The sequence below is a fragment of the Streptomyces sp. NBC_00846 genome, from assembly GCF_045207325.1.
GTDB lineage: Bacteria > Actinomycetota > Actinomycetes > Streptomycetales > Streptomycetaceae > Streptomyces.
In genome coordinates, this window is the sequence record NZ_CP108846.1 from 1 (window position 1) to 26,086 (window position 26,086).

The window sequence follows — 26,086 nt, forward strand, 5'->3', positions numbered from 1 at the left end:
ACCGAAACTGAAGCAGCATGACGGGGCGGATATGCAGCGGCAAGCCGCTGCATAGAGTGCGAATTGCGCAAGCGCAATTCGAATTCCCCCGCAAGCGGGGGAATGAATTCCGTAAACGGAATTCTGAAAGGGCGTCAATTCGCGCAAGCGCGAATTGCGGGGAGTCTCGCAAGCGAGACTCCTTGGGCTGGCTACGGGGTGAGGGTGCATCACGTGCGGGCCTGTGTAGCGACTGGGAATCCCAGCTGTCCCCCGCAACGAGGGTGACGGACCGTCGGTCTGATCGAGTGCCGGCCCACCGTAGTGACGGGCTCCGCTTGCGCTCCACCCGAACCACTCCCCCACCCTCGAAACCGGCCGCTCACGTTCACCAACACCTCGTCAGCATACAGGACAACCGGTTGTTTCGGGGTAAGATTCGGCCATGTATCACTCTGATGGTGAAAGTTGGGGCACGAGTGATGCATCACGTGTCATGACTGTGTACCGTATGGGACCAGACACCACATCCCCCGGGCCATACCATCGCGTCGGGATTCCCTTTCTGATTGCGCGCCACATTCCGAAAGAAGGAGCATTTCCCCGTGGTCATGATGAAAAGCGATCTGCACGCTCACCAGATTGAAACTGTTGACGCCATTAAGCGCGGCCTCGATATCCCTCCCGGAGGAATTCCGGTGAACGGCCTGCGTGGTCAGGTGATTTCCGCATGCGGCACCGGGAAGACCATCACTGCCGCTTTCGCTGCTCGCGAGATGCTGCCGAAGGGGCGCATCCTGGTGCTGGTGCCGACCCTGGATCTTCTGGCGCAGACGGTCAAGGAGTGGCACCGGGTCGGGCACAAGGGGCCGGCGGTTACGGTGTGCAGCCTCCAGGACGACCCGGAGCTGTGGAGCCTGAAGGTGCGCTCCACGACGAACCCCGTGCAGCTGGCGCTGTGGCACGGCACGGGGCCGGTCACCATCTACGCGACGTACGCCAGCCTCGGCGTCCTGGCGGAGGCGTTCAAGGGCGCCTACGGCCAGCAGCTGGCCCCGGTAGACCTCGCCGTGGTCGATGAGGCCCACAGGACAAGTGGCTCGATGGGCAAGGCGTGGGCGGACATCCACGACCAGGCCGTCATCCCGGCGCACCGCCGCCTGTACCTGACGGCCACGCCGCGGATCTGGCAGGAGCGGCCCAACTGGGAGGTCGCCGAAGGGGTCCGCGATCCGCTGCCGAAGGAGATGGCGGCGAGCATGGACGACGAACGAGTCTTCGGGCCCGTTCTCTACAAGCTCAGCTTGGCGTCGGCTGTCTCCCGCGGCTTGCTTGCGCGCTACCAGATCATCGTCCTGGAGCTCCAGGACCCGGTCGTCACCCCTGAGCGGCTGATGGGCGAGGAGCGGCGCAGCGAGGAAGTCCGCGGACAGCGGCTCGGGGCGCTCCAGGCCGCGCTCCTGCACACCATGAGCCAGCACAGCCTCCAGACGTGCATTACCTTCCACCACCGGACGATAGAGGCGCAGGCGTACGCGGAGGGTCTGGAGCGGGTGGCGGCGAAGCTGCACGCCGACCAGCCGGAGAAGTACCCCGAGCACATCTGGGCGGACTGGCTGTGCGGCGAGCACGTCCCGGAGCGCCGGCGGGAGGTCCTGGGCGGGTTCGGGTCCACGGCGCAGCGGGCTGTGCTTTCGAACTGTCGTGTCCTGGGTGAGGGTGTGGACATCAGGGCCGTGGACAGCGTCGCCCTGCTGGACCCGAAGGGCGCGCCGCACGACATCGTCCAGGCCATCGGTCGGGCGCTTCGCCAGAAGCCTGGACAAGGCAAGCTCGCCTCTCTGGTCGTGCCGGTATTTCTCCAGCCGGGAGAGAAGCCGGAGGACATGTTCACTTCGGGGTCGTATCGGCCTTTGGTGAAGGTTTTGGAAGGTCTGCGGGCTCACGATGAAGAGGCCGTCGAGTTGCTGGCTATTCCGCAGGAGCCGCAGAAGGACGTCGCGCAGCCGTCCGAGAACATTGGTGCAGCGCCCGAGGACGGTGAGGAAGAATCCCGCCTGTTGCTTCGTTTTGCGGCTCCCAGGGATCCGGTGATGGTCGCGGACTGGGTGTCCTTCAACGTGATCGACACGGAGAAGCAGGACTGGGCGCGCGGCTGGGCGTCGCTCAAGAAGTTCACCGAGCGCGAGCTTCACGCCAGAGTCCCATATGGGCACAAGGAGGGCGCGTACCCCCTTGGACAGTGGGTTGCCGAGCAGCGACGGGCCTACGGGGCGGGGCAGATGACCGGGCTTCGGGCGAAGCGGCTGGAGAAGCTGGGCATGGTCTGGAGCCTCGTGGATGAGCGGTTCCAGGAGAACCTGGAGGCCGCGAAGGCGTACTACGACCAGCACTGGACGCTGTGCGCGCCCCGGACAGCGACCGCTTTGGACCGGCCACTCGGGCAATGGCTGTCCAACCTCCGCCGCCCCGGCGCCCTGGACGAACACCCCGAATGGGAGGCGGCGCTGCGGGAGGTCGACGAGGACTGGAACCCGCAGTGGCCGGCGGACTGGCAGCGCCACTACGCCGCCGTGCGGGAGATGCTCGTGGAGGAGAGCGCGCTCGCCTACGTCGAACCCGGCGTCACCGTGCACGGCATGGACATCGGCCGATGGCTCCAGAAGCAGCGTCAGCACACCGTCTGGCAGGGGCTGATGGACGGGCAGCGTGAGCGCCTGGAGCAGCTCGGTGTCGTACCACTGCCCCCGGAGCAGAAAGCGCCCACGAAGGCGTCCAAGGGCGGCTCTGGGGCGTTCGATCGGGGTGTTGCGGCCCTGGCGCAGTACAAGGCCCGCACTGGCTCTGTGACGGTCCCGAGGGCCCACGTAGAGCAGCTGGAGGACGGCACGGAGGTCAAGCTCGGGGTATTTCTCAGTAACAGCAAGAGCAGGCGCGGGAAGCTCACCGCCGACAAGCTCCAGGCGCTCGCCGACCTCGGGCTGGAGTGGGCGGCGGCGTAGCGACGGGCGGTACAAGGTCTCCTCGGAGTGACATTGCCGGCAGCCTGCAACCGCAGCGTCTCCTGACGTGTCGTGAGCTACGAGGGCGAAGGCCGACGGCGGGCGTGCCGAGCCGACATGGATCCGATTCCGGTTCGCTGGTTCGCACCCTTTTGGCCTACTGCGCAGGTTTACGATCTGTGCAGCAGACCGTGACCGACTGTTGGTCGGACGTATAAGCATGGCTTGCTGCTGTCGGCACGAGTGAGGGGGCGCCTTGGCAACGCTGGGCCACATGAAGGAACGCACGGTCGGCTTTTACGAGGTGGTCGTCCTCAAGGATGGCGAAGCCCGACGCATCCCCGAGCTGATGGACTGGGACGGCACACTCTCGGATCTCTCACAGGCACCCGTCGCAGCCCGAACTTTCGAAGCTGATTCACAGATGGTGGGCACCATCGCCACCTACGACATGCAGGACCATCTTCTCTTGCATCGTGTGAAGGACGCCGGCGAGTGGTTGTCTGTCATGAACTTCGACACAGGATCTTTGCGCGAGCTGGAACAGTCGGCGCAGGAGGGCTACCTGGACACGTCGGTGATCTGCTTCCTGCCCTTCGGCAACGTTGTGGGGATCATGCAGGGAGGTGTGTCTGCGCCGTCGCATAAGGCGCTGGAGACGTGGCTCAACGGGATCCAGATCTTCCCTGGCAGGCAGCTGCAGATCCGCCCGGTGGTAACGCATGCAGAGGTGGAGAAACTCAAGACCGCCTCTGGCGCGAGCCGGGTAGAAGTGAAGATCATGGCCAACAAGATGGGTGCTCTGAGCAAGCGTCGCGGTGGGCTGGCCCGGACTCTCCGTGTAGCCGGGGAATCGTACGGGGAGATCAGCGTGACCATGATCATCTCTGTGCCTAAGAAGAAGGAGCTCAGGGAGCACCGCGAACATCTCCTGGCTGACCTGGAGGAGATCTCCGATGTGGTCACAGGTGCCGAGCGGGCCCGGGCCCGGCTGGTCTTCTCCGAGCCGGGCGGGCCGGAGCAGACTCGGCTCGTCGAGCTAGTAGAACACAGCATTACGGCTAAAAAACGCGTACCGGCCACAGATGGAGAAGGTAGGTCAATCCGGATCATGTCAGCGGTGGATGCCATCCTGGGAGCAGCGGCCGAACACGAGGACGTTTTGCGACTCGCAGTGGATGCCGGGGGTTCATGACCTGGGCATAGACGAGGGGGGCCTGTGGAGGTACGCGACACCATCGCGGATCGGTGGGCAGAACATCTTTGGATCGACTACCTCGTAGCAGCGCTCGTACTCTGCGCTCACATTCTGGCGATCCGCACGACCGAATCAGGAGACTGGCTGTCGTGGATCGACTCATCGCAGCGAACTGACCTGTACGCCGCCGCTGCTGGTGTGGTGTCAGCAATCGGCGGACTGAGTGCCATCGCGATCTCCATCTACACCGCGGCGAACGGGGAACGCCTACGCGCTGTCCGCCGCCACCATCAAGTCGGCCTCCGCAGAAGCTGGCGCAGCCTGCTGCGCGGCACCGCGCTGGTATGCGCCCTGCTGCTGAGCGCACTCGCACTCGACAGAGACAAGGACCCCGCATCCGCACGGTTCATCTTCGAATTCGCCATGACCTTCGCGGCACTACGCTTCTTCCGCCTCATCTGGCTGTTCGACAGGATGATGCAGGTATCAGACGCGGACTCAGCCGAGCCTGAGCCAGTAGCCACACCAGTGCGGGACCCTGACTGGCTGCGCCGGCACCAGAACACATCGTGAACAAGGTGCTCGCTGTTGCCCAGCCCGGCCGGCCTGTGGCCCCGGGCTGGGCAACAGAACCTCAGATTGAGGGCGGTAGCTGAAGTCGGCTACCGCAGTCACCAGTACGCGGAAACAGATCGGCGCGGGGACGAGAATGTGGGATTTCTGGAGCGGTAGGTAGTCGGCGCGGCGAGCGGACGGGGTCTTGGGCGAGATCAACGAAGGATTAGAGCGGGCCTTGCGTACCCGGCCTGTGCCGGTCAGTGTCCGTGCCCGTCTGGGCTTCCTGTTCAGGGCCGAGAAGGGGTCCACGAAGAGGCTGGCGGCTGCTTTGGGAGTCTCGCAGCGGACCGTGCAGCGGTGGGTCACCTCCGGCCCCGGGATGCGCCAGCCGGGCCCTGTGCAGGCGCAGGTAATCGAGGATGCCGTCCGAGCACGGTGGCAGCCCCGGATTCGCGAGCGGTTACGAGCGGATGCCGAGGCCCGCGGCTTCTCCCTGCACACCCGGGCGCGGTTCGGGTTCGCGTCCGCGGTCGGCTCCTCCGATGACCCCCGTCGGCGGCTGATCACCCAGCGGCTGTCGGGCGCGGTCGCGCGGGAGCTGTTCGCCGCCCGGGACGCCGGTGCCGGCGAGGCGCAGCAGAGGGTGTGTCCAGTAGACGGCTGATCCAGTTTTTGTAGGGGTCAGTTGGCGGCCGGGGTGAGCCGGCCTTCGAAGGCGATCTGGAAGGCGTTCAGGGGTGCCTTCCAGCGGATGGTCCACCGCTTGCGGCCCTTGCCGGTCGGGTCCAGGCTCATCAGTGCCATGTAGACGCACTTGAGGGCCGCGGCCTCGTTGGGGAAGTGTCCGCGGGCGCGGACGGCCTTGCGGATGCGGGCGTTGACGGACTCGATCGCGTTCGTCGAGCAGATCACCTTGCGGATCTCGACGTCGAAGGAGAGGAAGGGGACGAACTCGGCCCAGGCGTTCTCCCAGAGCCGGATGACCGCCGGATACTTCTTCCCCCACGCGTCCTGGAACTCGCTGAACCGCTCGGCCGCGGCGGCCTCGTTCGGGGCCGTGTAGACGGGCTTGAGCGCCTTGGCGATCTTGTCCCAGTCCTGGCGGGCCGCGTGCCGGAAGCTGTTCCTCAGCAGGTGAACGACGCAGGTCTGGACAATCGTGCGAGGCCAGACCGTCTCAACCGCCTCGGGCAGGCCCTTCAACCCGTCGCAGACCAGCATCAGGACGTCGTCCACGCCCCTGTTCTTGAGGTCCGTGAACACGCTCAGCCAATACTTCGCGCCCTCGCCGCCGTCGCCGGCCCAGATTCCGAGGATGTCGCGGTGGCCCTCGGCGGTGACCGCCATGACGACGTAGATCGGCCGGTTGGCCACCTGCCCGTCCCGGATCTTGACGTTGATGGCGTCGACGAACAGCACCGGATAGACGCGGTCCAGCGGCCGGTTGGACCATTCGGCCATGCCGTCCATGACCTTGTCCGTGATCGTGGAGATCGTGGCCTTGGACACGCTCGCGCCGTAGACCTCGGCCAGGTGCGCGGAGATCTCACCGTGCGTCAGGCCCTTCGCCGACAGGGACAGCACCATCTCGTCCACGCCCGTCAGGCGCCGCTGCCGCTTCTTGACGATGGCCGGCTCGAACGTGCCCGCCACGTCCCGGGGGACCTTGACCTCGACCGGGCCGACATCGGTCAGCACCGTCTTCGCCCGGGTCCCGTTGCGGGAGTTGCCGCTGCCCCGGCCCTCGGCGTCGTGCTTCTCGTAGCCGAGGTGATCGGTGATCTCGCCCTCCAGGGCGGACTCCAGGACCCGCTTGGTCAGCTGCTGGAGCAGCCCGCCCTCCCCGGTCAGCTGCAGACCCTCGCTGCGGGCCCGGTCCACGAGCATCGCAACCAGCTGCTCGTCACTCGCCGGCACGGCCACCGCCGCCGGCTCGCTGCCCGGTATCTGCTCGATGGTGGTGTCGCTCATCTGGCGTCTCCTTGATCATCGGATCCGCCGTTCATTGAACACTCCCGCCGGCCGGCCGGCGGGTGTGTCCAGTAGACGGCTGATCCAGTTTTTGTAGGGGTCAGTTGGCGGCCGGGGTGAGCCGGCCTTCGAAGGCGATCTGGAAGGCGTTCAGGGGTGCCTTCCAGCGGATGGTCCACCGCTTGCGGCCCTTGCCGGTCGGGTCCAGGCTCATCAGTGCCATGTAGACGCACTTGAGGGCTGTGGCCGAGGCCGCGGTAGGCGCCTGGGAGCGTGACGAGTTGGGTGACCTCGGAGAGGAGACCCATGAGCAGTACGCGCTGCGGGACCAGGCTGGTGATCTGGCACTGATCGGTCTTGTGTTCTCGGAGCGTGGCCGCTGGGAGGGTGAGGATGTCGTGATCGACCTGGATGTCGTCTTCGCGGGGGCAGCCGTGCGGGCGTCGCTGTAGTCAGGCCGCGGCGGCCACCACCATCGGGACGATGGCGAAGAGCGGAAAGTTGCCCTGCGGCGTCGGCAAGGGAACGGTTGGATGACGGTGAAGGTCGTCGGGAGGGACGGATGGGGCGCTGAGGAGTGTGTGGGGATCGGCTGGGCACGCCGAACCGAGGGCCAGGCCGAAACCCCGGACGAGTGACGGACGGCTGGGTGCCGTTCCGCAAGGGCCCGCGCCCTGAGTAGGGTCCTCGCGAAGCCGGCAGCGCGCCGGTCTAGACGTGAAGCTCACCGGCCACTCCGCCCGCCGCGGACACTCGTCACGGCGGGGTATAAGCCCGCCAAGCGCACCGGAAGCTGCGCAAGCAGGGCGGCTGGGCACCGGACTCGCCGGTCTTCTGTGAGTACCTCGACGAGGGCTGAACGCTGGGAGGACACCGCCACCGGGGGCATCAGGGTGCAGTCCACCGGTGGCGGCGACGCCACCCGTGGAACCGCCCGGGGAATGTCGACGACCAAGTAGTGGGGCTACGCGAGCCCCAGGAACATCAAGCCGCCGCTGGCGGACCAAGGTGCCACGATCTTGCGGTGGCCGGCCCAGGAGCAGGAGTGAGATATGCGTTGCGTCAACTGTGGACAAGAGACTGAGTATGAACACCAGCCCCTCATGGGGGGCTCACCGGAGATAGGGTTGGTGCACGTCAGCAGCGGTATGATGGCCTGCTTTCCGGAGCGTGGTCCGGCAAGCCCGTTTGTCGAAGCTCCGGTGCCACCGCACATCCGCCGCTTTCTGGAGCAGAGACCGCGGTTGCCTCCGCCGCCACCACCCGGATTCCCGATCGAGGAGGACGGGCCCGGTTCGGGGGCTTGCAGTCCAACGGCACTGTGACGTCCGTGTCAGCGGGCTGCCCCAGCCGTCGGAGCGCTGTCCGACCCGGACCGTAACCCTGGCAGGTTCTCTTCGATCTCCGTGGCCGGGCCGGGGCTGTGCTGCGGGTAGCGCAGGCGCGAGCCGGCCGGGCCGTTCGGCGGTGTGCCGATCACCGGTGTCACGATGCTGGTCCGTCTCACGGGCCAACTCGCGTACCCCCGCCCCCGTCGGCTCCTGTGCGTTCTTAGTGGTCAACGTCGGAAGTCCTTCGGGGGTTGACGCAGAGTGGGACCTACGCGGGGCCTTGACCACATCTGCACGCCCACGGACGGACTGGGCGCCTACCGGGTATGGGTGTACGAGAAACCGTCCTCGGGTTTGTGGGCCGGATCGGGCAGCGTGATACCCCGGCGGAAGGGTGCGTGACCCGCGAGCGTGACAGCGTTCAATCGCGTAGATATACACGGTTCATGCTGAGCCGAGCAGGCTTGCCCCGCTGGCTACGTCAGTGGCGCGGTCCGGTGCGACGAGCCGTGCCATCGTCGCGTCGAGATCGGGTATGTGGTTGATGCGCTCGGCGGCGCCGGCGATCAGTGCTTGGGGCCGCGCAGCGAAGTCCATGCGGAACGGCGAGGTGACGACGACGAGCCGGGTCCGGGTGCTGCTGCGCACCGTCAGTTTTCCGTCGTCGCCCGAGTCCGAACAGCACGTGTCATGGCCTTGGTTCGAGCCGTGGACGGCCCCTGTCGCTTCCAGGTTCCCGCGCACCACGACATCCGGGCGCCCGTCGAGGATCACGTGGCGGGCCCGCAGGTCTCCGGTGACCAGGACGAAGCCGCCCTCGGTGTAGGAGAACCAGTCCAGGTCGCCGTCGACGGTGAGGTCCCCGTCCACGATGACGTTGTACTGGACCCAGTGCTGTCGGTGCCCTGGCCTAGCGTGGTCGACATGCACGAATTCTTCGCCGATGCCGCTGCACAGGCAGCCGCCCGCCCGCCAGGTCGCCCCCGCCACAGCGGCAGGCGGCATGTGTCATTCAAGGAGCACCAGGTCATCGAAGCCGGTGCGGCGGAGGAACGGTTCGCTCTGTCCGCCGATGTGAAGTGTCCGAACGACGGGTCCGGACTGCCGGTCCGCCTCTACGGCGGAGATCTGCGCATTCGGGGCGACCTGGACTCCGAACGCACGCCTCCGCACTGGCCGGCCCATGTGATCGTCGACGGGGATCTCGTCATCGACGGCGGCCTCGACTGGGGGAGGGTGACGGCGGGCAGTAAAAGCTCCTGCTGGTGACCGGCGATCTGCGGGCACACTCCGTACACATCAGCGGCTGTGTCGACGTTGTGGTGCGCGGCGATCTGCTGGTGACCGGCGGTGTCTCCTGCGACAGCCTCGGCGACGACCCCCTCGACGACGGCGCGACCCTGACAACCGGGAACCTGCACGCCCGCTTTGTGTCGCTGCACGGCCATGTCGACCTGATGGTGCGCGGCGATCTACAGGCGGCCGACGGCATCCTGGGCCGTGGCTGGGACGACCGGGGATCGCTGCGCGTCGCCGGTCCTCTCCGCGCCGCGGCCGTTGTCACCACCGAGGAGTTCACGGTGACGTCGGGCAGTCCCGCGGAGGCCGGCCGCCGTGTGGCGATCGACCCGCGCAACCGGGGGGAGCTGGCGGAGCTGATCCGGCCCGAGCTGCTCGACGACGCCAACGACCCGCTCGGCCGGGAGCTCGGTGACCGCATCGAAGCCGCGCTGGCAGCCGGGATGCCCGTCCTGCGCGACACGCCCGGGCCGCACCTGGCGGCCACCGCAGACGAGGTGGCACGGCTGCGGGCCCGGCCCGCGGAGGTCACCGAACTCGACCTTGCGACGCACCGGGCCCTGTGGCAGGACCCGGAACGAGTGCTGGACTTCACCGCACTGCGCAGGCTCCGGCTCGCGGGCAACCGGTGGTCCGGCGCTGACCGGCTGCTGGCACGGCTCGGCGAGCTTCCGCATCTGGAGGAACTCGACATCTCGAACATGGCGCTGGCACAACTGCCCGCAGAGATCTGCCTGCTGCGTGGCCTGCAGGTGCTGAACATCGCCGACAACCCCCTGCGGGCCCTGCCCGACCAGCTCGGTGACCTCTCCGAGCTGCGGGTACTGCGTACCTGGAAGCTGTCGTGCCCTCTCCCCGACGCCGTGTCCCGGTTGCCCGCCCTCGAAGAACTCGACCTGTCATGGCTGCACCCGGCACCGGCCGACCGCGTCGAGGACGACCCGAAGCTCGTCCCGTTCCCGCGACTCGCCACCCGGATACCCGGATTGCGCAGGCTCAACCTGTCGGTGGCAGTGCTGGATTCGGTCCCCGACGACCTGCTGCTCGCCACCGCGCTGGAGGAGCTGAACCTCGACAGCGCCCTGGGCCGGGTGGAGCGGCTGCCCGACCTGTCACGGCTGCCACGACTGCGCGTCCTGCGTATGAGCGGCAGCAGCGGCAATGCCGACCACTACCCCGGTCGACGCCTGCTCGACCGCGTGTGGGCGATCACCACGCTCGAAGAGCTGGAAATCGGCCGCTGGGGCGAGCAGACCCAGTACAACGAACGGACCGGACATAGGGAAGGGGTCCGGCCACCCTTGACCCTGCCGGACGACGCCTTCGCCCGGCTGTCCCGCCTACGGGTACTGGACCTGGGGTTCAACGGTCTGACGACGCTGCCCGAGTCGTTCTACGCGCTCACCGAACTCGAAGACGTCACCATCGACTTCGGCCTTCTGGACCCGCCCGTCCGGCAGCGGCTCGCCGCCCTCGCCCGCAGCGAGCCCGACAACCCCGCCCGCGACTGGATCCGCGCCGTACAGGTCAAGCTGCTCCTCAAGGCGGACCGTACGGACGACGCCTACCAGGCCGCCACCCGGACCCTCGCCCGCCGCCCGGACTTCCGCGGCCTCGCCGACGTCGCCGCCTCAGCCGGCTACCGGACCTGGCGAGGCGACGCCGCCTGACGGCGCGTTGAGGCCGGCCGACGGCTTCCCGTCGGTCCCGTCGGCCCACCACCGGTGCCCGCCGCGTGCGGCACCACCGGAACGAGACCGCAAGAAGACCGCAAGATGAATGGAGCAGAGCGTTGATACACGACAGCCTGGCGATCCTCCGCCGCGCCGCCGGGGACGGAACCGTCACGATCCCGGCATCGGAGCCTGCCTCGGCCGAGGCCGTAGCGAACCGGGAAACGGGCCTTGAGCCACACTTCGGAAGCGTCAACTGGACGGCGCCGCCCATTTATCGGGCCTTCCTCTCCGAGCACAACGCCTTCAGTTGTGGACGCGAGACGGACGGCGGAGTTCACCATCGTCGATGACAAAGCCATCGCCGAGCGTTCGCGGACGAGGCACGGCCGGACTCTTCCTCGTTCGCGGCCTGGCTGGGCGTGCGCGATGACTGCCGCGTTCACCGCACGCCAGCCGCCCAGCTGGTTCCAGGATCTGGGCGCGCCGTTTCTGAGGTTCCACAACGCCGCGCGCTGACGGCCCCCTGGGTCAGATCCGGCGCGGCATGGCGTGAGTACAGGATGGAGGCGGTATGGCAGGAGAATCACCGACCGCGGAGTGGCCGTCGGGCGGACTGTCGCTCGACGCATGGCGGATCAGGGCGGCCTACGAGCGGGTGAGACCGGCGCTGATAACGGATCCGCCGTTCGCCGAGGACGCCGCGGACTTCGACGTCAGCGTGGAGGAGCTCGACCGGCGGATGAGCCGCCCGCCCGGCTGCCTGGACGGTGACACGCTGTGGGACTGGCTCGGCGGAGCCGATCAGTACCGGTGGGCGGGCCTGCGGGTGCTGGCCGAAGCCTTCGCCGGTCCCACATCGCTGCGGCTCGCCGGGCGGGTCACCGTTCCCGAGGGCGGCATCCGCGTTGCCACCGGCGACGTGGTCGTCGACGGGGACCTGGTGCTGGAGGAGCAGGCGGCGGTGCTGGTCCTGGGCCGGCTGACGCTCACCGGAGCGCTGGTCGGATCCGTGTGGGACTACTCGCTCGTGTGCGCCGCCGAGGTCAGGTGCCGGGACGGGGTGACGTCCGGCGAGATCCTGGTGTTGAACGCCGTCCGGTGCACCGGCGCTCTCTACCTCAGCGGCAGCGACCACTCGTGCCGGGCGCCCCTCTTCGATGGTGGGATTCTCGTCGACTTCGAGCGATCCAACGCGTTCGGCCGCGTCGACGCCGACGAGCGGATCGCCGAGTGGGACTTCCACACCGCGGCACGGGCACTGGGCCTGTCCGCGGACGACGAGCTGGCCGAGGCGTACGCCGGCAGGCTGCTGGGTGCCGGCCGGTCAGTGGCTCCCGACACGCGGTCCGGGTGACAGCGGCCACGGCCGTGTCGGAGTGGCGGCCGGGGTGAACTGGAAGTAATTCGAGTGGGCCCAGGGACCGGACCTGGTTTCGCCGTGCAGCCGCTGGTGGATCCCGGTCAGTTCGATCTGCGCCGCGCCGGAGCAGTCGTAGGCGTGTGACAACAGGTCGAGGGTGAGCTCACCGGTGTGCAGATAGCCGTACTCGGCCGTCCACAGCCCGATCAGGAATCGCGTGATGTGCGGGTCGCGCGGCGCCGCGAGCGCCAGCGCCTCGAACAGCGCGCGGGCCGACTCGGGTTGACGGTGGAGCTGGTCCAGCGGCCACTCCACCACCGGGGCGGGTACGACCACGGGCTGGGACAAGCACAGCATCGGGTGGCCTTCGTCCTCCACGACGGCTGCCGAACCCGTGCCGAGCAGGTCGGCCGCCCCGGCGAGCAGGTCCGGGGCCTGCCCGCGGCGACCAGCCGTACGCTGCGGCACCGCCCTCTCCACCAGATAATTGAACCCGGCGACCAGCGGGCCCTGCCCCCGTGTGAACACCTCATCTACGGCGGGAAGCACACCCACCACCTGGGAAGGTGCTGTCACGTTGTTGGGTTGCAGGTGCCTGACGGTGCGTCGTGGCCTGGTGGGGCCCGCGGTCCGGGCCTGTGGTCAGGCCGTGGTGGGCCGGCCGGCAGCGCCGGTGATCTGGTCCCAGATCGCGAAGCGGACGGTCATCTCGGCTCGGTGGTCGGAGGCTGTCATCAGGTGGTGGTGAGGGCGGAAGTGGGGTGAGATGCCGCTGAACGCGGACAGGAACCGCTGGGCCCCGCCGACGGAGCGGAATCCCTTCATGGCGCGTTCGCGCTGGCACGGAAACGTCTACTTTCCGGCCGGGAAGAGGGCCTTGGCGGCCCTCGGTGTCGTGACGTTCTGCACGCAGTGCCACGAGAAGGAGACCCTGCAGGAGGAGTGGCCGGCCGCACCGGCCACTCCCCGGGCACCGTCAGGTCCAGCGAAGTTGCTGGTAGCGGACGTAGGACCGCCTCAAGGCGGCGGTCGTGAGACAGGCGGCCACCAGGACGATGTCCGCGAGCTGACCCGCACCTGAGCCTCGCGGACGTCCAGTGGGTCCTCGGACATGCCCATATCACCACAACTGAGCTTTACCTTTCGCCCGCGCAGGACGAGGTCGTCGCCCAGATCCTCGCCCATCACGCGCGTCAGCGCGCGGAACGGGAGAAGCCGCCAGCTCCACCCGCCCCCGGCTATCGGCCCGAAGTGCTTGAAGCGCTGCTCGGCCCGTCGGCCCCCGGCGGAGGCAACCGGTGAGCATCACAACGGAGAATGCGGGCGCGAAGCCCACGCGGGAACGAATGCGACCACCGCATCAGGACCGGCCGGAGGCATGGGTGGCCCGGCCTGCTGCACAGGAGTGGCCGCAGACCACACTCAACCGCGCGGAGGTCACCGCGAGGCTCCTGGAACTGTTCACCGACCCAGCTCACGGCCGCCCGCGGGACACCGTCCGTCGGCGCGGGCTGAACCGTCTCCTGGACTGGCTCGAACGGCAGCCCGGGGTCACTTGGCAGGACCGGTGGCTGGCCAGCGGCGCCGACGACGCCGGAAGGGATTGGACCGACCTGGCACTGGGGCCGCAGGCAGCCGGCTACCACCGCGGGGACTTGAGCACCGGAGTGCTGCTACTGGTCTGCGGCCAGGTCATCCGCCCCTCCTACCATTGGCTGCTGGCCCAGCGGCAAGCGAAGATGCTGGCCGAGGCACGAAACGCGATCGACCCGCGCGGCTTCGCCCGCCTTGAGGCCCTTCGCCCCGCTGGCCTCATCCGGACCGATGCTCTGAACAGGATCACCTGGATCGCGCTCCACAAGGGCGGCCGCGTCGAGGAGATCACCGTGGGCGACTGCCTCGAACTCGTGGTCGCACTGGAACAGCACCACTACCGCGGCAGCGCGGGCAGGCCACTGTTCTACGCCCTCCTGGCCGAGAGCGGCGTGCTCCCCGCCGACGCGCCGCCCAGACTCCGAGCCGCAGTGCTGCCCGCAAGCGAAGCATCGAGCAGATGCCCGGCACCCCGACCTCCCCGCGGCCGCGGCCGTCGTCGCGGTCCACGTCCCCCGGCGGCCTCTTCTCGGTCGCCTGGTCCGGCGACGCCCGCGCCTCCCTCCTGCTCACCGACGACCACAACGCACGCCGCGCCTACGACGGCCACGGGGACCGCAACCTGATCACCGCCTGCCTCGGAGCAGGCCACGACGATGAACAGACCGAACAGCTTTTGGGGCTCCGGTCCGCCGTTCCATCGCCGCGTGATGGGATGGCCCAATGAACGCTCGTGATCTCGCTCGCCGGCTACCGGATATCGCCTCCCTGCGCAACCTGTGCCGTTCGATGGCGATGCTGGACGCGATACTCCAGCCCGGTGTACCAGAGCTGCGCCACCACCGATTCGACGCCCACTGGTCCGCGACGCAGGAGCTGGCCGCGATGGAGAATGGCGGGGGAGACGCGTACTCCGTCGTCTTCTCGGCGGCCGGAGCGTACATCCGCGGGTTCGACCACGCGTCCCCGATGAGCCCGTACGCGAGCGACGGGACGCCGTGGCCTGGTGTGGTCGACACGGTCCCGGAGGCGTTCCGGTCCTGCGTCGAGGATCCGGCCTTCCGGCTGGAGGGTATCCAGCACATCACCGTCTGCCTGTGGCGGGAGACCGCTGACGAGCAGTGGCGGACGGGAAAGGTCGATTTCGACGGCGGCCGTTCCGTTCCGGACGGATCCGACTGGCTCTTTCACCGCCTGGTCGAGGGGACGCCAGAAAAGTACCAGGCATGGGCCCAGAGGTACTACGGCAGGCCGGTGGACCTGGACGCAGTCATCGATGTGTACCAGGTGCGGCCTCTCACGCCGGATGCGGTGGCTGCCCTGAACCCCGCCGTGACGCTGGCGCAGCTCGGTGACACCATCGCGTCGATCGGCTACCCGACCTGAGCGCGGCTCTTCGCGGGCCGCCCCCGCACGTCTCCCGCTACCGGAACCGCTCTACGGGTGTGCGCCGGCCGGCCCGGAAGTCGATCAGGGCGGCGCTGATGTCGAGCGCGGAGCCGGAGAAGAGCACCGACCGGTCGGCTGCCACGAGGATCGTCCCACCGCCCCGCGCACGGTGAACGACAGCCACCGCGTCGTCCTCGGGCAGCAGCATGTGACCGGTATCGGCGTCTGCAGCGATGCGACGGTACAGCGCCTCGCCGAACTCGATGAGGCTCTGCTGCTCCGGCGTGGGCGCCACGGCTTCCGCGGCCTTACCCGTGCTCCCCTCGGTCATTCCGCTGCCACCTCTCCGCCGTGGACCGCCGCGAGCTCAGCGATCAGGTCCGCGTCGCGCATCCCGGGCAGGGCGTACCCTTCGGCCTCGTCCCACGGGACGTCGAGGTCGTCCATGTGCACACGCCACTCCGCATCCGGCATGGCCCGGCGCAACTCCGTCATGCTGTCCAGCACATGGGCGATCACGGGCATCAGGCGACCGGGATCGAGCGGCATTTTGGTGGACCCGGCCACGATCTCGTGCGGACCGGCCGTACGCCGGTCGTACAGGTACAGGCTTTCCTCGTCGTCGTACGGAAATGACGCCGTGTGCGCGGCGACGACGCGCGCGACCGAGGCCGACTCGGCCTCGGTCAGCGGTGTCGTACGGTGCGCACTGTAGTAGAGAGAGACGCTCATGACGGGAAGCGTATGACGGGGGTGTGACAGCGCGGGACCGAGCGCCCGGCAGGCCGTGCCCGGGACGGAAGCCGACCGGGCGCGGAGCAGCCCTTCCCTGCTCGTGACTACGCTGTCGGCGTGTTGCGCTCAAGACGGGCCCGGAGTTCGTCCTCGGCCGCGGCGCACTCGGCCGGTAGCCCGGGCAGGAGGGCAAGGGCGGCAGCGATGAGCTCCACCGACGCCCGCAGGTCCTCCCGGACCGCCCGGAACAGCACGTCCGCGTTCATCGGGGCCAGTTGGTAACGCCACGCGGGGTGGGCGTGCGTTGCCGCGTAGTGGTCGGTCAGGATCTCGACTGGGGACAGCTCGGCTCCGCAGCGACGCAGGAGCATCGCCAGACCGTACTGGTTGATGAACCCGCAGATCTCCCCGGCGTCGGCCTGGTTGCGGCGGTGCGCGTCGTGGATCTCGGGGCTTTCCCCTTGATCGTGGACACCGGTTGTCATGCGGCGGTGGCCAGCGTAGTTGATCGTTGTTCGTAGGCGATCGGGCTGATCTGGCCGAGGCGGGAGTGCCGTCGGCGGGTGTTGTAGCGGGTTGCCCATCGGAAGACCGAGAGGCGGGCCTCACGGGCCCTGTCAAGCCCCGGGTTTCGTGGAGACTGAGTTAGGTGGTTTTCTGGAGTGACGCAGGGGGTTCGGCCGCGTAGTGGGCGGCTTCGTGCTCGGCGGGGGTGAGGTGGCCGAGTTCGCCGTGGAGGCGTCGCTGGTTGAACCAGTCGATGTACTCGGCGACGGCGATCTCGACGTCGTTGATGCCGGTCCACGGGGCTTTGTTGCGGATCAGCTCGGCCTTGAACAGGCTGTTGAATGCCTCGGCCAGGGCGTTGACGCTCCTATAGTTGTCAACTAGCTGTGGGGACGGTCCGTGGTGCGGGTCGGATCAGGTGGTAGACCTCGCGGATGACGTAGCGTTTGAGGCAACGGATTATCTCGCGTTTCGTCTTGCCCTCGGCGGTGCGGCGGGTGACGTAGTCGATCGTCGGTTGGTGGAATCGCATGCGGACGATGACGGTCCGGTAGATCGCGGCGTTGAGCTGGCGGTGGCCGCCGTGGTTGATGCGGTGCCTGCCGCTGGTCATGCCGGAGCCGGTGGGCACAGGAGCGATGCCCGCAAGCTTGGCGAGGGCGGCTTCGGACTTGATGCGTTCAGGGTTGTCGCCGACCACGACGAGGATCTCCGCGGCGGTGTCCACACCGATGCCGAATGGTTCGAGTAGTTGCGGGGCGGCACGGTGGACCAGCTCAGCGATCGTTTTCGTCAGTTCCTTGGCCTCGGCGTCGAGGTACTGCCACCGTTTGGCCAGTGTTCGAAGGGCGTGACGCAGTGCGTCCTCGGGGCCCTCCAGCTGTCGAGGACGCAGGCCCGCCAGGTGCCGGGCCAGAGCGATTTGCGTTTTGCCCGCGGTCTCGTTGCGCAAGGGATCAGGAGCGTGGACAAGCATCGCTTTCATGGTGACCATCGCCGCCGAGCGCTGTTCGACGGCCTGGTCATGGGCGATCTTGAGCTGCCGGATCATCTCGGCTTCACCGTCGGCGCTCTTGGGCGTGGCCGTCGCGAACCCGGCCAGGACGGCTCGGGCGGCGTTCTCGGCGTCCAGGGTGTCGGACTTGCCGTTCATCCGTCGCAGCCGCCGGTCCGGGCGGCCGGCCTCGACCACCTTGTGCCCGGCCCGTCGAAGGAACGAGGCCAGGGTGGCGCCGTAGGAGCCGGTGCCCTCGATTCCGAAGGCCAGAATCCTGCCGTATGAGCCTGCCCAGTCCAGGAGTTGCTGGAATCCGCCGGTGTCGGTGGGGATCGTCAAGGTCGCCAGGATCCCGCCGATCGTGTCCATCACTGCAGCGACGTGCACATGCTTGTGTGTGTCGACGCCGATCACGACGTGCCCGGACCTGTGCTGCTCGTTGTTATCCACCGCGTGCCCTTCGGTCGGTAGCGTGGGATGCACGCTGTCGCCGGCCGGAGGGACAGGACTGTCACGGGGACGCTTTGACGAGTTGGCTCCAGGCTCCTATGAGGTCACGTCCGTCCGGCGGCAGCGCTTGTTGCGTGCCCGGCCGGACGGTCGACAGATCAACGCCAGGACACCCGTGGGGTCGGTCGTAAGCAAGAGTCAGACCGTCACGGCCGGGACTACCCGATCCTTGCGGGATCCGGTACGAACAGACTGACAGTCGTACGAGTCGCCCTTGGAACCGACCGAGGCCACGACGTCCTGCTGTTCCAGGCGTTCGGTGTAGCGAATGGCACGGTATTGCCCGGACTCAATCGGTTGTCGCAACACCGGCTTCTTGAGTCAAGAGTAGGTGTTCGTTGAGGGCTTCAGCGGGTGTCTTCCATCCGAGGGTTTTGCGGGGGCGGCTGTTGAGGGCGAGTGCAACGGCTGCGAGGTCGTCTGTCTGCCATCGGGACAAGTCCGTGCCCTTCGGAAAGTACTGCCGCAGCAACCCATTCGTATTCTCGTTCGTGCCGCGTTGCCACGGGCTGTGCGGGTCCGCGAAGTAGATCTCGAGGCCGGTGTCGACGCGGAGCCGGGCATGCTGTGCCAGTTCTTTGCCGCGGTCCCAGGTCAACGAGCGACGCAGCTGCTCGGGCAGCGTGGTGATCGTGGAGGCGATCGCGTCCCTGACGGCCTCGGCACCCAAACCGGCCAGCGCCGGCCCGTTCTTCACCCTCGGCTCGGTGCCAAAGCCTTCCATCCGGGGCAGGTACAGCAGCATGGTAAACCGGGTCGTGCGCTCGACCAGAGTACCGATCGCGGACTTGCCGGTGCCGATGATGAGGTCGCCTTCCCAGTGTCCCGGGACTGCACGGTCCTCGGCCTCGGCCGGCCGTTGGCTGATCATCACCTCGGGGGTGACGTGCCCGTTCGCCCGCCGTCGGGCTCGGGCGCGGGGAACCCGCAGCGCACGCCCGGTACGCAGACAGCCGACCAGCTCACGCTTGAGGGCTCCGCGTCCTTGGATGTAAAGCGCCTGGTAAATCGCCTCGTGCGAGATGCGCATGGACTCATCATCGGGGAAATCCGTCCTGAGCCGGCCCGCGATCTGCTCGGGACTCCAGGCCGTCGCCCACCGCCGGTCCTGACGGCGGGGCTTGTTCCGTCCCTTCCACCGAGGCGTCTTCGGCCCGGTGACCTGTGTTCCGTCCGGACGGCGTACGTCCCCGGCGAGCCGGTCCTGCACATACTCACGCAGCCGTTCATCGGCCACGAGCTTCGGCGTCTTCGGACGCCGTGCCGCCAGTTCCGCCTTCCACTGGGCGATCGAAGCCCGGTAGGCGAGCTGCCCGCCGCGGGTCGCCGCGTTGCGTCGCAGCTCCCGCGAGATGGTCGACGGATCCCTGCCCAGGCGGCGTGCGATCTCGCGGACTCCCAGGCCCTGGGCATTGAGCAGCGCGATTTCTTCGCGTTCCGTGAAGGACAGGTATCTGCCCGAGGGCGTGCTGAGCTGGATCGACGGCATGCCGCCACGTTCACGGAACCAGCGGGACCCCACCACTGGGGATACGCCGCACGTGACCGCCGCCGCCTCGCTGGTCATCCCCTCGGCGATCTTCATCCAGAAAGCCCGCTCCACCTCCCGACGGATTGGGGGCCGCCCCGGCGACCGCATCGCCGGACGCCCCGTCAGCCGTGTGGCCCATCCCGCTGGCCGGCCCATCCAACACCTCCAGGGTCGAGGTGTTGCGACGATCAGTTGAATCCACCTTGACGCCGCGGTCGGAGTGGTGTATCAGCCCGGTCAGGTCGCCGCTGGCGTGCCGGCGCCGCCAGATGGCCATCTCCAGGGCGTCCAGGGCGAGGTCGGTGTAGAGGGAGGTGGCGACCTGCCAGCCGACGACCATGCGGGAGAAGACGTCGATGACGAAGGCGGCGTAGACCCAGCCGGAGAAGGTTCTGATGTAGGTGATGTCGGCCACCCATAGCTGGTTCGGTGCACTCGCGGTGAATGCCCGCTCGACCAGATCAGCCGGCCGTGCCGTCTCGGGCGCGGGGCGGGTGGTGCGCGGGCTCTTGGCCCGGATCACGCCACGCAGTCCGGCCCGGCGCATCAGGCGCTCGACCGTGCAGCGGGCAACCTCGTGCCCCTCGCGCAGGAGGGCGGCGTGGACCTTGCGGGCCCCGTAGACGCTGTAGTTGGCCTCGTGGATCCGGCGTATCTCCTCGGTGAGGTGCTCGTCTCGCAGGCTGCGGGCCGAGGATGGACGGGTGCGGGCGGCGTAGTAGGTGCTCGGCGCGATCGGTGCGTCCGTCTCGGCGAGGACGTCACAGATCGGCTGGACGCCGAACAGATTCTTGTACTGGTCGATGTAGGCGACCTTCATCGCAGTGGACGGTCCAGCTCCGCGGCGAAGAAAGCCGAGGCGGACTTCAATATCGCGTTCGCCCGCCGCAGTTCCTTCGCCTCCCGCTCCAGCTCAGCGATCCGTGCAGCGTCGGTGCTGGAAGTGCCGGGAACGATGCCTTCGTCGGTCTCAGCCCGCTTGACCCAGCCACGCAGGGCTTCGGGATGCACGTCGAGCTGGTCGGCGACGCGCTTGATCGCACCGGCCCGGCCAGCCGGGTCCTTACGGGCCTCGATCGCCAACCGCGTCGCACGCTCGCGCAGTTCATCGGGGTACTTACGGGGAGCAGCCATGATTGGCATCCTTCCGGGTCTTCGATGTCTCCATCAAACCCGGGGCGGTTCATGGTCTGGTCTCCGGCCGATGAACGGTTCCAGGAGAGCCTGGAAGCCGCGAAGGCGTACTACGACCAGCACTGGACACTGTGCGCTCCCCGGCCCGCGACGGCGCTGGACAAGCCGGTTGGGCAGTGGCTGTCCAACCTCCGCCGCCCCGGCGCGCTGGCCGAACACCCCGAGTGGGAGACGGCGTTGAAGGCGATCGACGAGGACTGGAACCCGGTGTGGCCGCCGGAGTGGCAGCGGCACTACGCCGTGGTGCGGGAGATGCTCGCCGAGGAAAGCATCCTTTCCTACGTCGAGCCGGGCGTCACCGTCCACGGGATGGACATCGGCAAGTGGCTAGCCCGGCAGCGGAAACCGGAGGTCTGGACGGCCCTGTCCGACGGGCAGCGCGGGCGCCTGGAGGCCATCGGCGTCGTACCAATGGCGGCAGAGCTGGAGGCGCCCACGAAGCCGTCCACCTCGCCCGTGGGGGCCTTCGAGCGCGGCGTGGCAGCCCTGGCTCAGTACAAAGCCCGCGAGGGCTCACTGAAGGTCCCCAGGGCCCATGTGGAGCGGCTGGAGGACGGGAGCGAGGTCAAGCTCGGGGTATTCCTGAGCAACACCAAGACCAGGCGCGCCAAGCTCACTCCTGACAAACTCGCCGCCTTCGCCACGCTGGGTCTGGAATGGGCCACGGCTGGAGCCTGATCTCAGGCGTTGAGGGCCTCCGGGAGGGGCTCCCAAAACCCTCAGGTACAACGTCAAGCTGGAGGTATGTGAAGGACGGCCTGCTGATGGTAGGCGTCGAGGTCGCCGTTGCGGCAGGAAAGCATGGCTTGGTTCCGCCGCTGAACGCTGTCGGGAGGCAGGATTTTGGCCGTTTGGCTGGTGTCTAGGGAAGAATTCGGGGTCAGAACGCTGAGGAACTGCGTCTGAGAGCAGGAGCGGGCTGATATCTGACGGGCTAGTGCCCGGCGGGGAGACCCGGCAGTTTGAGTGACGGGGGCGAGATGTCGAGGTCGGGAAATAGGCGTCGGTCGCGGGGTGAGCTGATCCGGCAGCGTGCTCAGGCACAGTTCGTGGGGCGGCGGGCGCAGTTGTCGCTGTTTGCGGAGAATTTGTCGAAGGATCCGGAGTCCGAGGAGGTTCAGGCGGAGTTTTTGTTCCATGTGCGTGGGGTGGGTGGGGTGGGGAAGTCCACGCTGTTGCGGCAGTGGCAGGGAGCAGCCCGGCGGGCGGGTGCGGTGACTGCCGTGGTGGATGAGAACGATGCTCATGGTGTGCAGCAGGCTTTGGCGGAGTTGGCCCGGCAACTGGCCGACCAGGACGGCCCGCTCAAGGAGTTCGACAAGGCGTTGGAGCAGTTCCGGCGGGAGCAGGAGGCGCCTGCCGAGCCGGTGTCTGGGGAAGGGGAGGCGTCGGTGTCAAGCCGGGTGGTGACGCAGGCAGCTCTGGGGGCAGCGTCGCTGATCCCGGGGGCCAACCTGATTACCGCGATGGCGAACCCTGACACCGCTGCCGAAGGGCTGGACCGGTTGCGGTCCAGCGTCCGGAGCCGGTCGCAGCGGCGTGGGGGTGACGAGGCGGGTTTGAGCCGGGCGTTTGTCTCAGAACTAGATCGTTTATGCGGGCGGCATCCATGGGTGGTCCTGTTTTTCGACACGTGGGAGCAGACCGGCCGCTACCTGAGCGAGTGGCTGCTGGGGCTGTTGGATGAGCAGTTCGGTCCGGTGCCGGCGAACGTCATGTTGGTGCTGGCTGGGCGGGATGAACTGGCGGAGCGGGAGTGGGCACCGCTACGAACGCAGGTGGCGGATGTGCCACTGGAAGTCTTCACCGAGGCGGAGACACGGGACCTGCTGACCGCCCGGGGCGTGACCGAGCCGACGGTGGTGGAGGCGGTGCTGCAGCTTTCATTGGGATTGCCGCTGCTCGTAGAACTCCTCGCCCTGGCCCGTCCCAGTGCTGTCGAGGAGGTGGACGTGAGCGGGGACATGGCGGACGTGGCGGTCGAGCGGTTCGTGCAGTGGATCACGGATCCGCACCAACGTGAGGCGGTACGGGCATGCGCCCTGCCACTGCAGTTGAACGAGGACGTCTTCGCCGCCGCAGCGCAGCCGGAAGCTGGAGGGCTGTGGGGGTGGTTGTGCGGGCAGCCGTTCGTCAACGGTCGCGGCGACTTCAGGCACTACCACGCGGTGGTGCGGGCCAGCCTAATCCGTCAGCAGCGCGCCCATTCTCCGCAGCGATGGACCGCAGCGCATCTCCGGCTCGCCGACACCCACGCCGCTTGGCGCGCCACGGTCGAGGGAAGTGTTCCCGAGGTGAAGCGCTGGGGGGATCCGGAATGGCGCCGACACCATTTGGACGAGACCTACCACCGTCTGTGCGTGCATCCTGCGGGCCATTTGACGACGGCCCTCGAACAGGTCGTGCAGGCTGCGGGCCAGGAGACGGCGGTACTGCGGCAGTGGGTCGAGACGCTTGAACAGGCTGCACACGACACCGCCGATGCTGCCTTGCTCCGCTGGTCCGGCTGCCTTCGAAACACTCTCGCCGACAACGATCCCGCTCTTGCGTGCCTCACCGCCCTGCTGGCTCACGGCCAGCTGAGCACCGAAGCTCGGAGCTGGGCCCAGTCCCACCGCGGCCGCCTTCTCCACAACGCTGACCGCAGTGAAGAGGCCCTCGGTGCATTCGACCAGGCCATCGCCACCAACTCTCGCAACTCCCGCGCGTTGGCCCGCCGGGGGCATGTCCATGGACGGCTTGGTCACTTCGACCAGGCTGTCACCGACCTCACCGCCGCTCTCGAACTCAACCCCACCTACGCCTGGGCCCTCGCCCAACGAGGCGTAGCACACCGCCTGGCAGGACGTCACGACCAGGCCGTCACCGACCTCACCGCCGCCCTCGAACTCAACCCCACCCTCGCCTGGGCCCTCGGCTCCCGCGGCGAAGCACATCACCAGGCAGGCCACTACGACCAAGCCGTCACCGACCTCACCGCCGCCCTCGAACTCAACCCCACCCTCACCTGGGCCCTCGGCTCCCGCGGCGAAGCACACCGCCAGGCAGGACGCCACGACCAAGCCGTCACCGACCTCACCGCCGCCCTCGAACTCAACCCCACCTACGCCTGGGCCCTCGCCCGACGAGGCGAAGCACACCGCCTGGCCGACCACTACGACCAAGCCGTCACCGACCTCACCGCCGCCCTCGAACTCGACCCCACCCTCGCCTGGGCCCTCGGCTCCCGCGGCGAAGCACACCGCCTGGCAGGACGTCACGACCAAGCCGTCACCGACCTCACCGCCGCCCTCGAACTCGACCCCACCTACGCCTGGGCCCTCGCCCGACGAGGCGAAGCACACCGCCTGGCCGACCACTACGACCAAGCCGTCACCGACCTCACCGCCGCCCTCGAACTCGACCCCACCCTCGCCTGGGCCCTCGGCTCCCGCGGCGAAGCACATCACCAGGCAGGCCACTACGACCAAGCCGTCACCGACCTCACCGCCGCCCTCGAACTCAACCCCACCCTCACCTGGGCCCTCGGCTTACGCGGCCAAGCACACCGCCAGGCAGGCCACTACGACCAGGCGCGAACGGATCTGGAACGTGCTGTTCAAGCTGACTCGGAGAATCGCGGCTACGCGTTCGAGAAGCTCATGCTCGACACAGTGGAGTCGGGGATCGGATCGTGTGTCGAACAGTGGAGCCAACTACTCGCCTCCCCGGTGAGTGCGCCGGAAGGTGACGCGACCAGATTCTTCAGCTTGTTCCGGACGCTCCTCCTCAAACCAGAAGGCGACGTGCCAGAGGCAACCGGGTTGTTCCTCGCTGGCGGCCCGGATCACGACGCCACCACGGACCTACTGCACTACCTGGCTGAGCTTTCCGCTTTGGGTGGCGAACTGGCGAACCGCGCGCGTCAGTGCCGCCAGCTCATCGCGGAGCACGCTCCGGGTTGATTCGACAGACTATGCGCCGTGTCAGCGTCAGCGCTGCGCCGCGTATCCGGGTCCGTGGTCGCGCCCGGGTACGCGGCAGTTCGTACGGCAGAAACGGGCGCGGCCTCCAGGCGGTCCAGCCTCGTGTAGAGGGCCCGTACGAGGCGGGCGCGGTTCTGGACACAGCGGGCGGTGCCCTTCGGCCGTACGGACAGGCGTCGGTCGGCTTCCCGGAGGACGACTTCGGCGAGGGCGCCGCGGCCGTCGCTCTTGGGCAGGGCGGCAGCGTGGCGGCGGACGTCGGCGGCCATCGCGCGGGCGTGCCCGGTGAGCTGGAGGGCGATCTGCTCGTAGCTCGGGCTGGAATGGGCAGCAGCGGCAGAGGAAGGAGCAGCGTGATGGCCGCACGCGAAGAAGAACAGCGCGTGCAGGCAGCCGTACAACGGCACGTCCGCACCAATGCCTTCGCGGAGGCGGACAAGGTCATCTCGTTCGTGCTGTCCGACCCGCAGGTGCAGCAGGCGAGGGCACAGATCGAGGCGGCGGAGACGGAGCTCGGCATGGAGTTGTGCGCCCGCCTCCAGCCGTTCCAGGACTGCTACGAGCAGGCCGTGCGCGATGGCGACGCGGCCCGGCTCACCGGGATCTGTCCGGGCAAGCACGGCCGCTGGGGACGGATCTGTGTCCTGGATGACGGCCACGAGACATCGATAGAGGAACCGCACTGGGGCCACAACAGCGAGGGGCAACCGATCGCGTGGGTGGGCAGCGCGCCCGACGACTGGTGAGTCCACCAGGCCGTGCCGCCGCCCTCGGACTGGAGCCGGCGGCGTGCGTGAGGCTGTTGCGCGTGCCCCGGGCTGGCTGTGTGCCCGGGGCATCGCGGGGCCAGCGGCATCGCACTGGAGTGCGTGTAGTCCCTGGGATCCGGGGCTGCTCCCCTGCGGGCTACGTGACGGCGGGAAGGGGCTCCGTGAGGCGGTCCAGCCGCGTGCAGGGCGCCCGCACGAGACGGGCACGGTTCTGGGCGCAGCGGGCGGTGCGCTCCAGCGCTGCGGGTAGGCGTCCGTCGCGGGGCCATAGCGCGGTGGTGCCGGCAGGTTGAGTAGCCGCGTCCAGGGGCGTGGGGGGCGTTCACGAAGCGAGCCGAACGGGTCACGATGTGTCCGGCGAGGCGGCATGATCGGGGGATGCTCGAATTAGGGGAGCGCCGTGATCGGCGTAAGTGGCAGGTTGTGCGCGTTGCTTGTGCGGTGTTGGTCGTGGCGGGCGTGGCTTTCGCCGTATGGAGCATCGCCGGTGGGCGTGGGCTTAAGCCCGCTGATGTTGCGAC

General features: G+C 68.0%; 24 protein-coding genes and 4 pseudogenes. 13 read left to right on the forward strand and 15 right to left on the reverse strand.

All coding sequences use genetic code 11. From position 1 onward, the window contains the following. The first annotated feature begins 593 nt into the window (after positions 1-593). The 4 genes from OG936_RS00005 (at position 594) to tpg (ending at position 5,401) form a co-directional block, all read left to right on the forward strand. Complete coding sequence (locus OG936_RS00005) at positions 594-2,981, forward strand: Helicase associated domain protein (RefSeq protein WP_331755419.1); 2,388 nt, start codon at positions 594-596, stop codon at positions 2,979-2,981. A gap of 274 nt (positions 2,982-3,255) precedes the next feature. Further along, on the forward strand, positions 3,256-4,176 hold the full coding sequence (locus OG936_RS00010) for a hypothetical protein (RefSeq protein WP_331755194.1): 921 nt from the start codon (positions 3,256-3,258) through the stop codon (positions 4,174-4,176). Positions 4,177-4,200: 24 nt separating this feature from the next. Further along, positions 4,201-4,752, forward strand: a complete 552-nt coding sequence (locus tag OG936_RS00015) for a hypothetical protein (RefSeq protein ID WP_331755195.1) — start codon at positions 4,201-4,203, stop codon at positions 4,750-4,752. Positions 4,753-4,972: 220 nt separating this feature from the next. Then, positions 4,973-5,401 (forward strand): telomere-protecting terminal protein Tpg, encoded by a 429-nt coding sequence (gene tpg, locus OG936_RS00020; RefSeq protein ID WP_406491600.1) that lies wholly within the window; start codon positions 4,973-4,975, stop codon positions 5,399-5,401. A 17-nt stretch (positions 5,402-5,418) separates the two neighbouring features. Here tpg and OG936_RS00025 read toward each other — a convergent pair whose 3' ends face one another. Beyond that, entirely contained in the window at positions 5,419-6,708 is a 1,290-nt protein-coding gene (locus OG936_RS00025) for an IS256 family transposase (RefSeq protein ID WP_405680132.1), read from the reverse strand. A 100-nt stretch (positions 6,709-6,808) separates the two neighbouring features. Then, positions 6,809-6,952: pseudogene (locus OG936_RS00030) on the reverse strand (IS256 family transposase); the annotation flags it as partial. On the opposite strand from OG936_RS00030, the gene OG936_RS00035 reads away from it, so the two are divergent. Then, the gene (locus OG936_RS00035) at positions 6,942-7,160 is read left to right on the forward strand and encodes a hypothetical protein (RefSeq protein WP_406491601.1); all 219 of its coding nucleotides are present in this window, start codon (positions 6,942-6,944) and stop codon (positions 7,158-7,160) included. The pseudogene OG936_RS00030 and the gene OG936_RS00035 overlap by 11 nt on opposite strands. Before the next feature lie 1,323 nt (positions 7,161-8,483). Here the strand turns inward: OG936_RS00035 and OG936_RS00040 are convergent. Beyond that, positions 8,484-8,909 (reverse strand): hypothetical protein, encoded by a 426-nt coding sequence (locus OG936_RS00040; RefSeq protein ID WP_406491603.1) that lies wholly within the window; start codon positions 8,907-8,909, stop codon positions 8,484-8,486. A gap of 54 nt (positions 8,910-8,963) precedes the next feature. On the opposite strand from OG936_RS00040, the gene OG936_RS00045 reads away from it, so the two are divergent. The 3 genes from OG936_RS00045 to OG936_RS00055 all read left to right on the forward strand — a co-directional run bounded on the left by OG936_RS00045 (position 8,964) and on the right by OG936_RS00055 (position 12,368). Beyond that, on the forward strand, positions 8,964-9,308 hold the full coding sequence (locus OG936_RS00045; RefSeq protein ID WP_406491604.1) for a hypothetical protein: 345 nt from the start codon (positions 8,964-8,966) through the stop codon (positions 9,306-9,308). Then, positions 9,305-11,008 (forward strand): leucine-rich repeat domain-containing protein, encoded by a 1,704-nt coding sequence (locus tag OG936_RS00050; protein WP_406491606.1) that lies wholly within the window; start codon positions 9,305-9,307, stop codon positions 11,006-11,008. The genes OG936_RS00045 and OG936_RS00050 overlap by 4 nt, the downstream gene beginning before the upstream one ends. 577 nt (positions 11,009-11,585) lie before the next feature. Continuing rightward, positions 11,586-12,368, forward strand: coding sequence for a hypothetical protein (locus OG936_RS00055; protein WP_406491608.1), 783 nt, complete (start codon positions 11,586-11,588; stop codon positions 12,366-12,368). On the opposite strand, the gene OG936_RS00060 is transcribed toward OG936_RS00055, so the two are convergent. Together OG936_RS00060 and OG936_RS00065 are read right to left on the reverse strand one after the other, a co-directional pair. After that, positions 12,339-12,950, reverse strand: coding sequence for a hypothetical protein (locus OG936_RS00060; protein WP_406491610.1), 612 nt, complete (start codon positions 12,948-12,950; stop codon positions 12,339-12,341). The two genes, OG936_RS00055 and OG936_RS00060, sit on opposite strands and share 30 nt — an antisense overlap. 66 nt (positions 12,951-13,016) lie before the next feature. Then, a pseudogene (locus tag OG936_RS00065) lies at positions 13,017-13,214 on the reverse strand (IS6 family transposase); the annotation flags it as partial. Positions 13,215-13,720: 506 nt separating this feature from the next. On the opposite strand from OG936_RS00065, the gene OG936_RS00070 reads away from it, so the two are divergent. Together OG936_RS00070 and OG936_RS00075 are read left to right on the forward strand one after the other, a co-directional pair. After that, positions 13,721-14,593, forward strand: a complete 873-nt coding sequence (locus tag OG936_RS00070) for a hypothetical protein (protein ID WP_406491611.1) — start codon at positions 13,721-13,723, stop codon at positions 14,591-14,593. Positions 14,594-14,690: 97 nt separating this feature from the next. Then, positions 14,691-15,353 (forward strand): hypothetical protein, encoded by a 663-nt coding sequence (locus OG936_RS00075; protein WP_406491613.1) that lies wholly within the window; start codon positions 14,691-14,693, stop codon positions 15,351-15,353. A gap of 37 nt (positions 15,354-15,390) precedes the next feature. Here the strand turns inward: OG936_RS00075 and OG936_RS00080 are convergent, their stop codons facing one another. The 9 genes and pseudogenes from OG936_RS00080 to OG936_RS00120 all read right to left on the reverse strand — a co-directional run bounded on the left by OG936_RS00080 (position 15,391) and on the right by OG936_RS00120 (position 20,770). After that, entirely contained in the window at positions 15,391-15,687 is a 297-nt protein-coding gene (locus OG936_RS00080) for a hypothetical protein (protein WP_406491614.1), read from the reverse strand. Continuing rightward, complete coding sequence (locus tag OG936_RS00085) at positions 15,684-16,088, reverse strand: hypothetical protein (RefSeq protein ID WP_406491616.1); 405 nt, start codon at positions 16,086-16,088, stop codon at positions 15,684-15,686. Before OG936_RS00085 ends, OG936_RS00080 begins: the two co-directional genes overlap by 4 nt. 107 nt (positions 16,089-16,195) lie before the next feature. Next, positions 16,196-16,576 (reverse strand): hypothetical protein, encoded by a 381-nt coding sequence (locus tag OG936_RS00090; protein ID WP_406491617.1) that lies wholly within the window; start codon positions 16,574-16,576, stop codon positions 16,196-16,198. Continuing rightward, positions 16,573-16,704 (reverse strand): annotated as a pseudogene (locus tag OG936_RS00095) (integrase core domain-containing protein); the annotation flags it as partial. The gene OG936_RS00090 and the pseudogene OG936_RS00095, both read right to left, overlap by 4 nt. A gap of 32 nt (positions 16,705-16,736) precedes the next feature. Continuing rightward, positions 16,737-16,952, reverse strand: coding sequence for an IS3 family transposase (locus OG936_RS00100; protein ID WP_406500273.1), 216 nt, complete (start codon positions 16,950-16,952; stop codon positions 16,737-16,739). A 22-nt stretch (positions 16,953-16,974) separates the two neighbouring features. Next, positions 16,975-18,045, reverse strand: coding sequence for an IS110 family transposase (locus OG936_RS00105; RefSeq protein ID WP_406491619.1), 1,071 nt, complete (start codon positions 18,043-18,045; stop codon positions 16,975-16,977). 349 nt (positions 18,046-18,394) lie between these two features. Next, positions 18,395-19,594, reverse strand: coding sequence for an IS30 family transposase (locus OG936_RS00110; protein WP_406500274.1), 1,200 nt, complete (start codon positions 19,592-19,594; stop codon positions 18,395-18,397). 10 nt (positions 19,595-19,604) lie between these two features. Then, entirely contained in the window at positions 19,605-20,456 is an 852-nt protein-coding gene (locus OG936_RS00115; RefSeq protein WP_406491621.1) for an IS3 family transposase, read from the reverse strand. Continuing rightward, entirely contained in the window at positions 20,453-20,770 is a 318-nt protein-coding gene (locus tag OG936_RS00120; protein ID WP_406491623.1) for a transposase, read from the reverse strand. Before OG936_RS00120 ends, OG936_RS00115 begins: the two co-directional genes overlap by 4 nt. Positions 20,771-20,794: 24 nt before the next feature. On the opposite strand from OG936_RS00120, the gene OG936_RS00125 reads away from it, so the two are divergent. Both OG936_RS00125 and OG936_RS00130 read left to right on the forward strand, forming a co-directional pair. Further along, the gene (locus tag OG936_RS00125; protein WP_406491625.1) at positions 20,795-21,508 is read left to right on the forward strand and encodes a helicase associated domain-containing protein; all 714 of its coding nucleotides are present in this window, start codon (positions 20,795-20,797) and stop codon (positions 21,506-21,508) included. A gap of 572 nt (positions 21,509-22,080) precedes the next feature. Next, entirely contained in the window at positions 22,081-24,774 is a 2,694-nt protein-coding gene (locus tag OG936_RS00130; RefSeq protein ID WP_406491626.1) for a tetratricopeptide repeat protein, read from the forward strand. A gap of 89 nt (positions 24,775-24,863) precedes the next feature. Here the strand turns inward: OG936_RS00130 and OG936_RS00135 are convergent. Further along, positions 24,864-25,175: pseudogene (locus OG936_RS00135) on the reverse strand (restriction endonuclease); the annotation flags it as partial. 3 nt (positions 25,176-25,178) lie between these two features. Here OG936_RS00135 and OG936_RS00140 point away from each other — a divergent pair. Beyond that, positions 25,179-25,541: a hypothetical protein gene (locus OG936_RS00140; protein WP_406491627.1), complete on the forward strand. Its 363-nt coding sequence runs from the start codon at positions 25,179-25,181 to the stop codon at positions 25,539-25,541. Positions 25,542-26,086 lie beyond the last annotated feature (545 nt).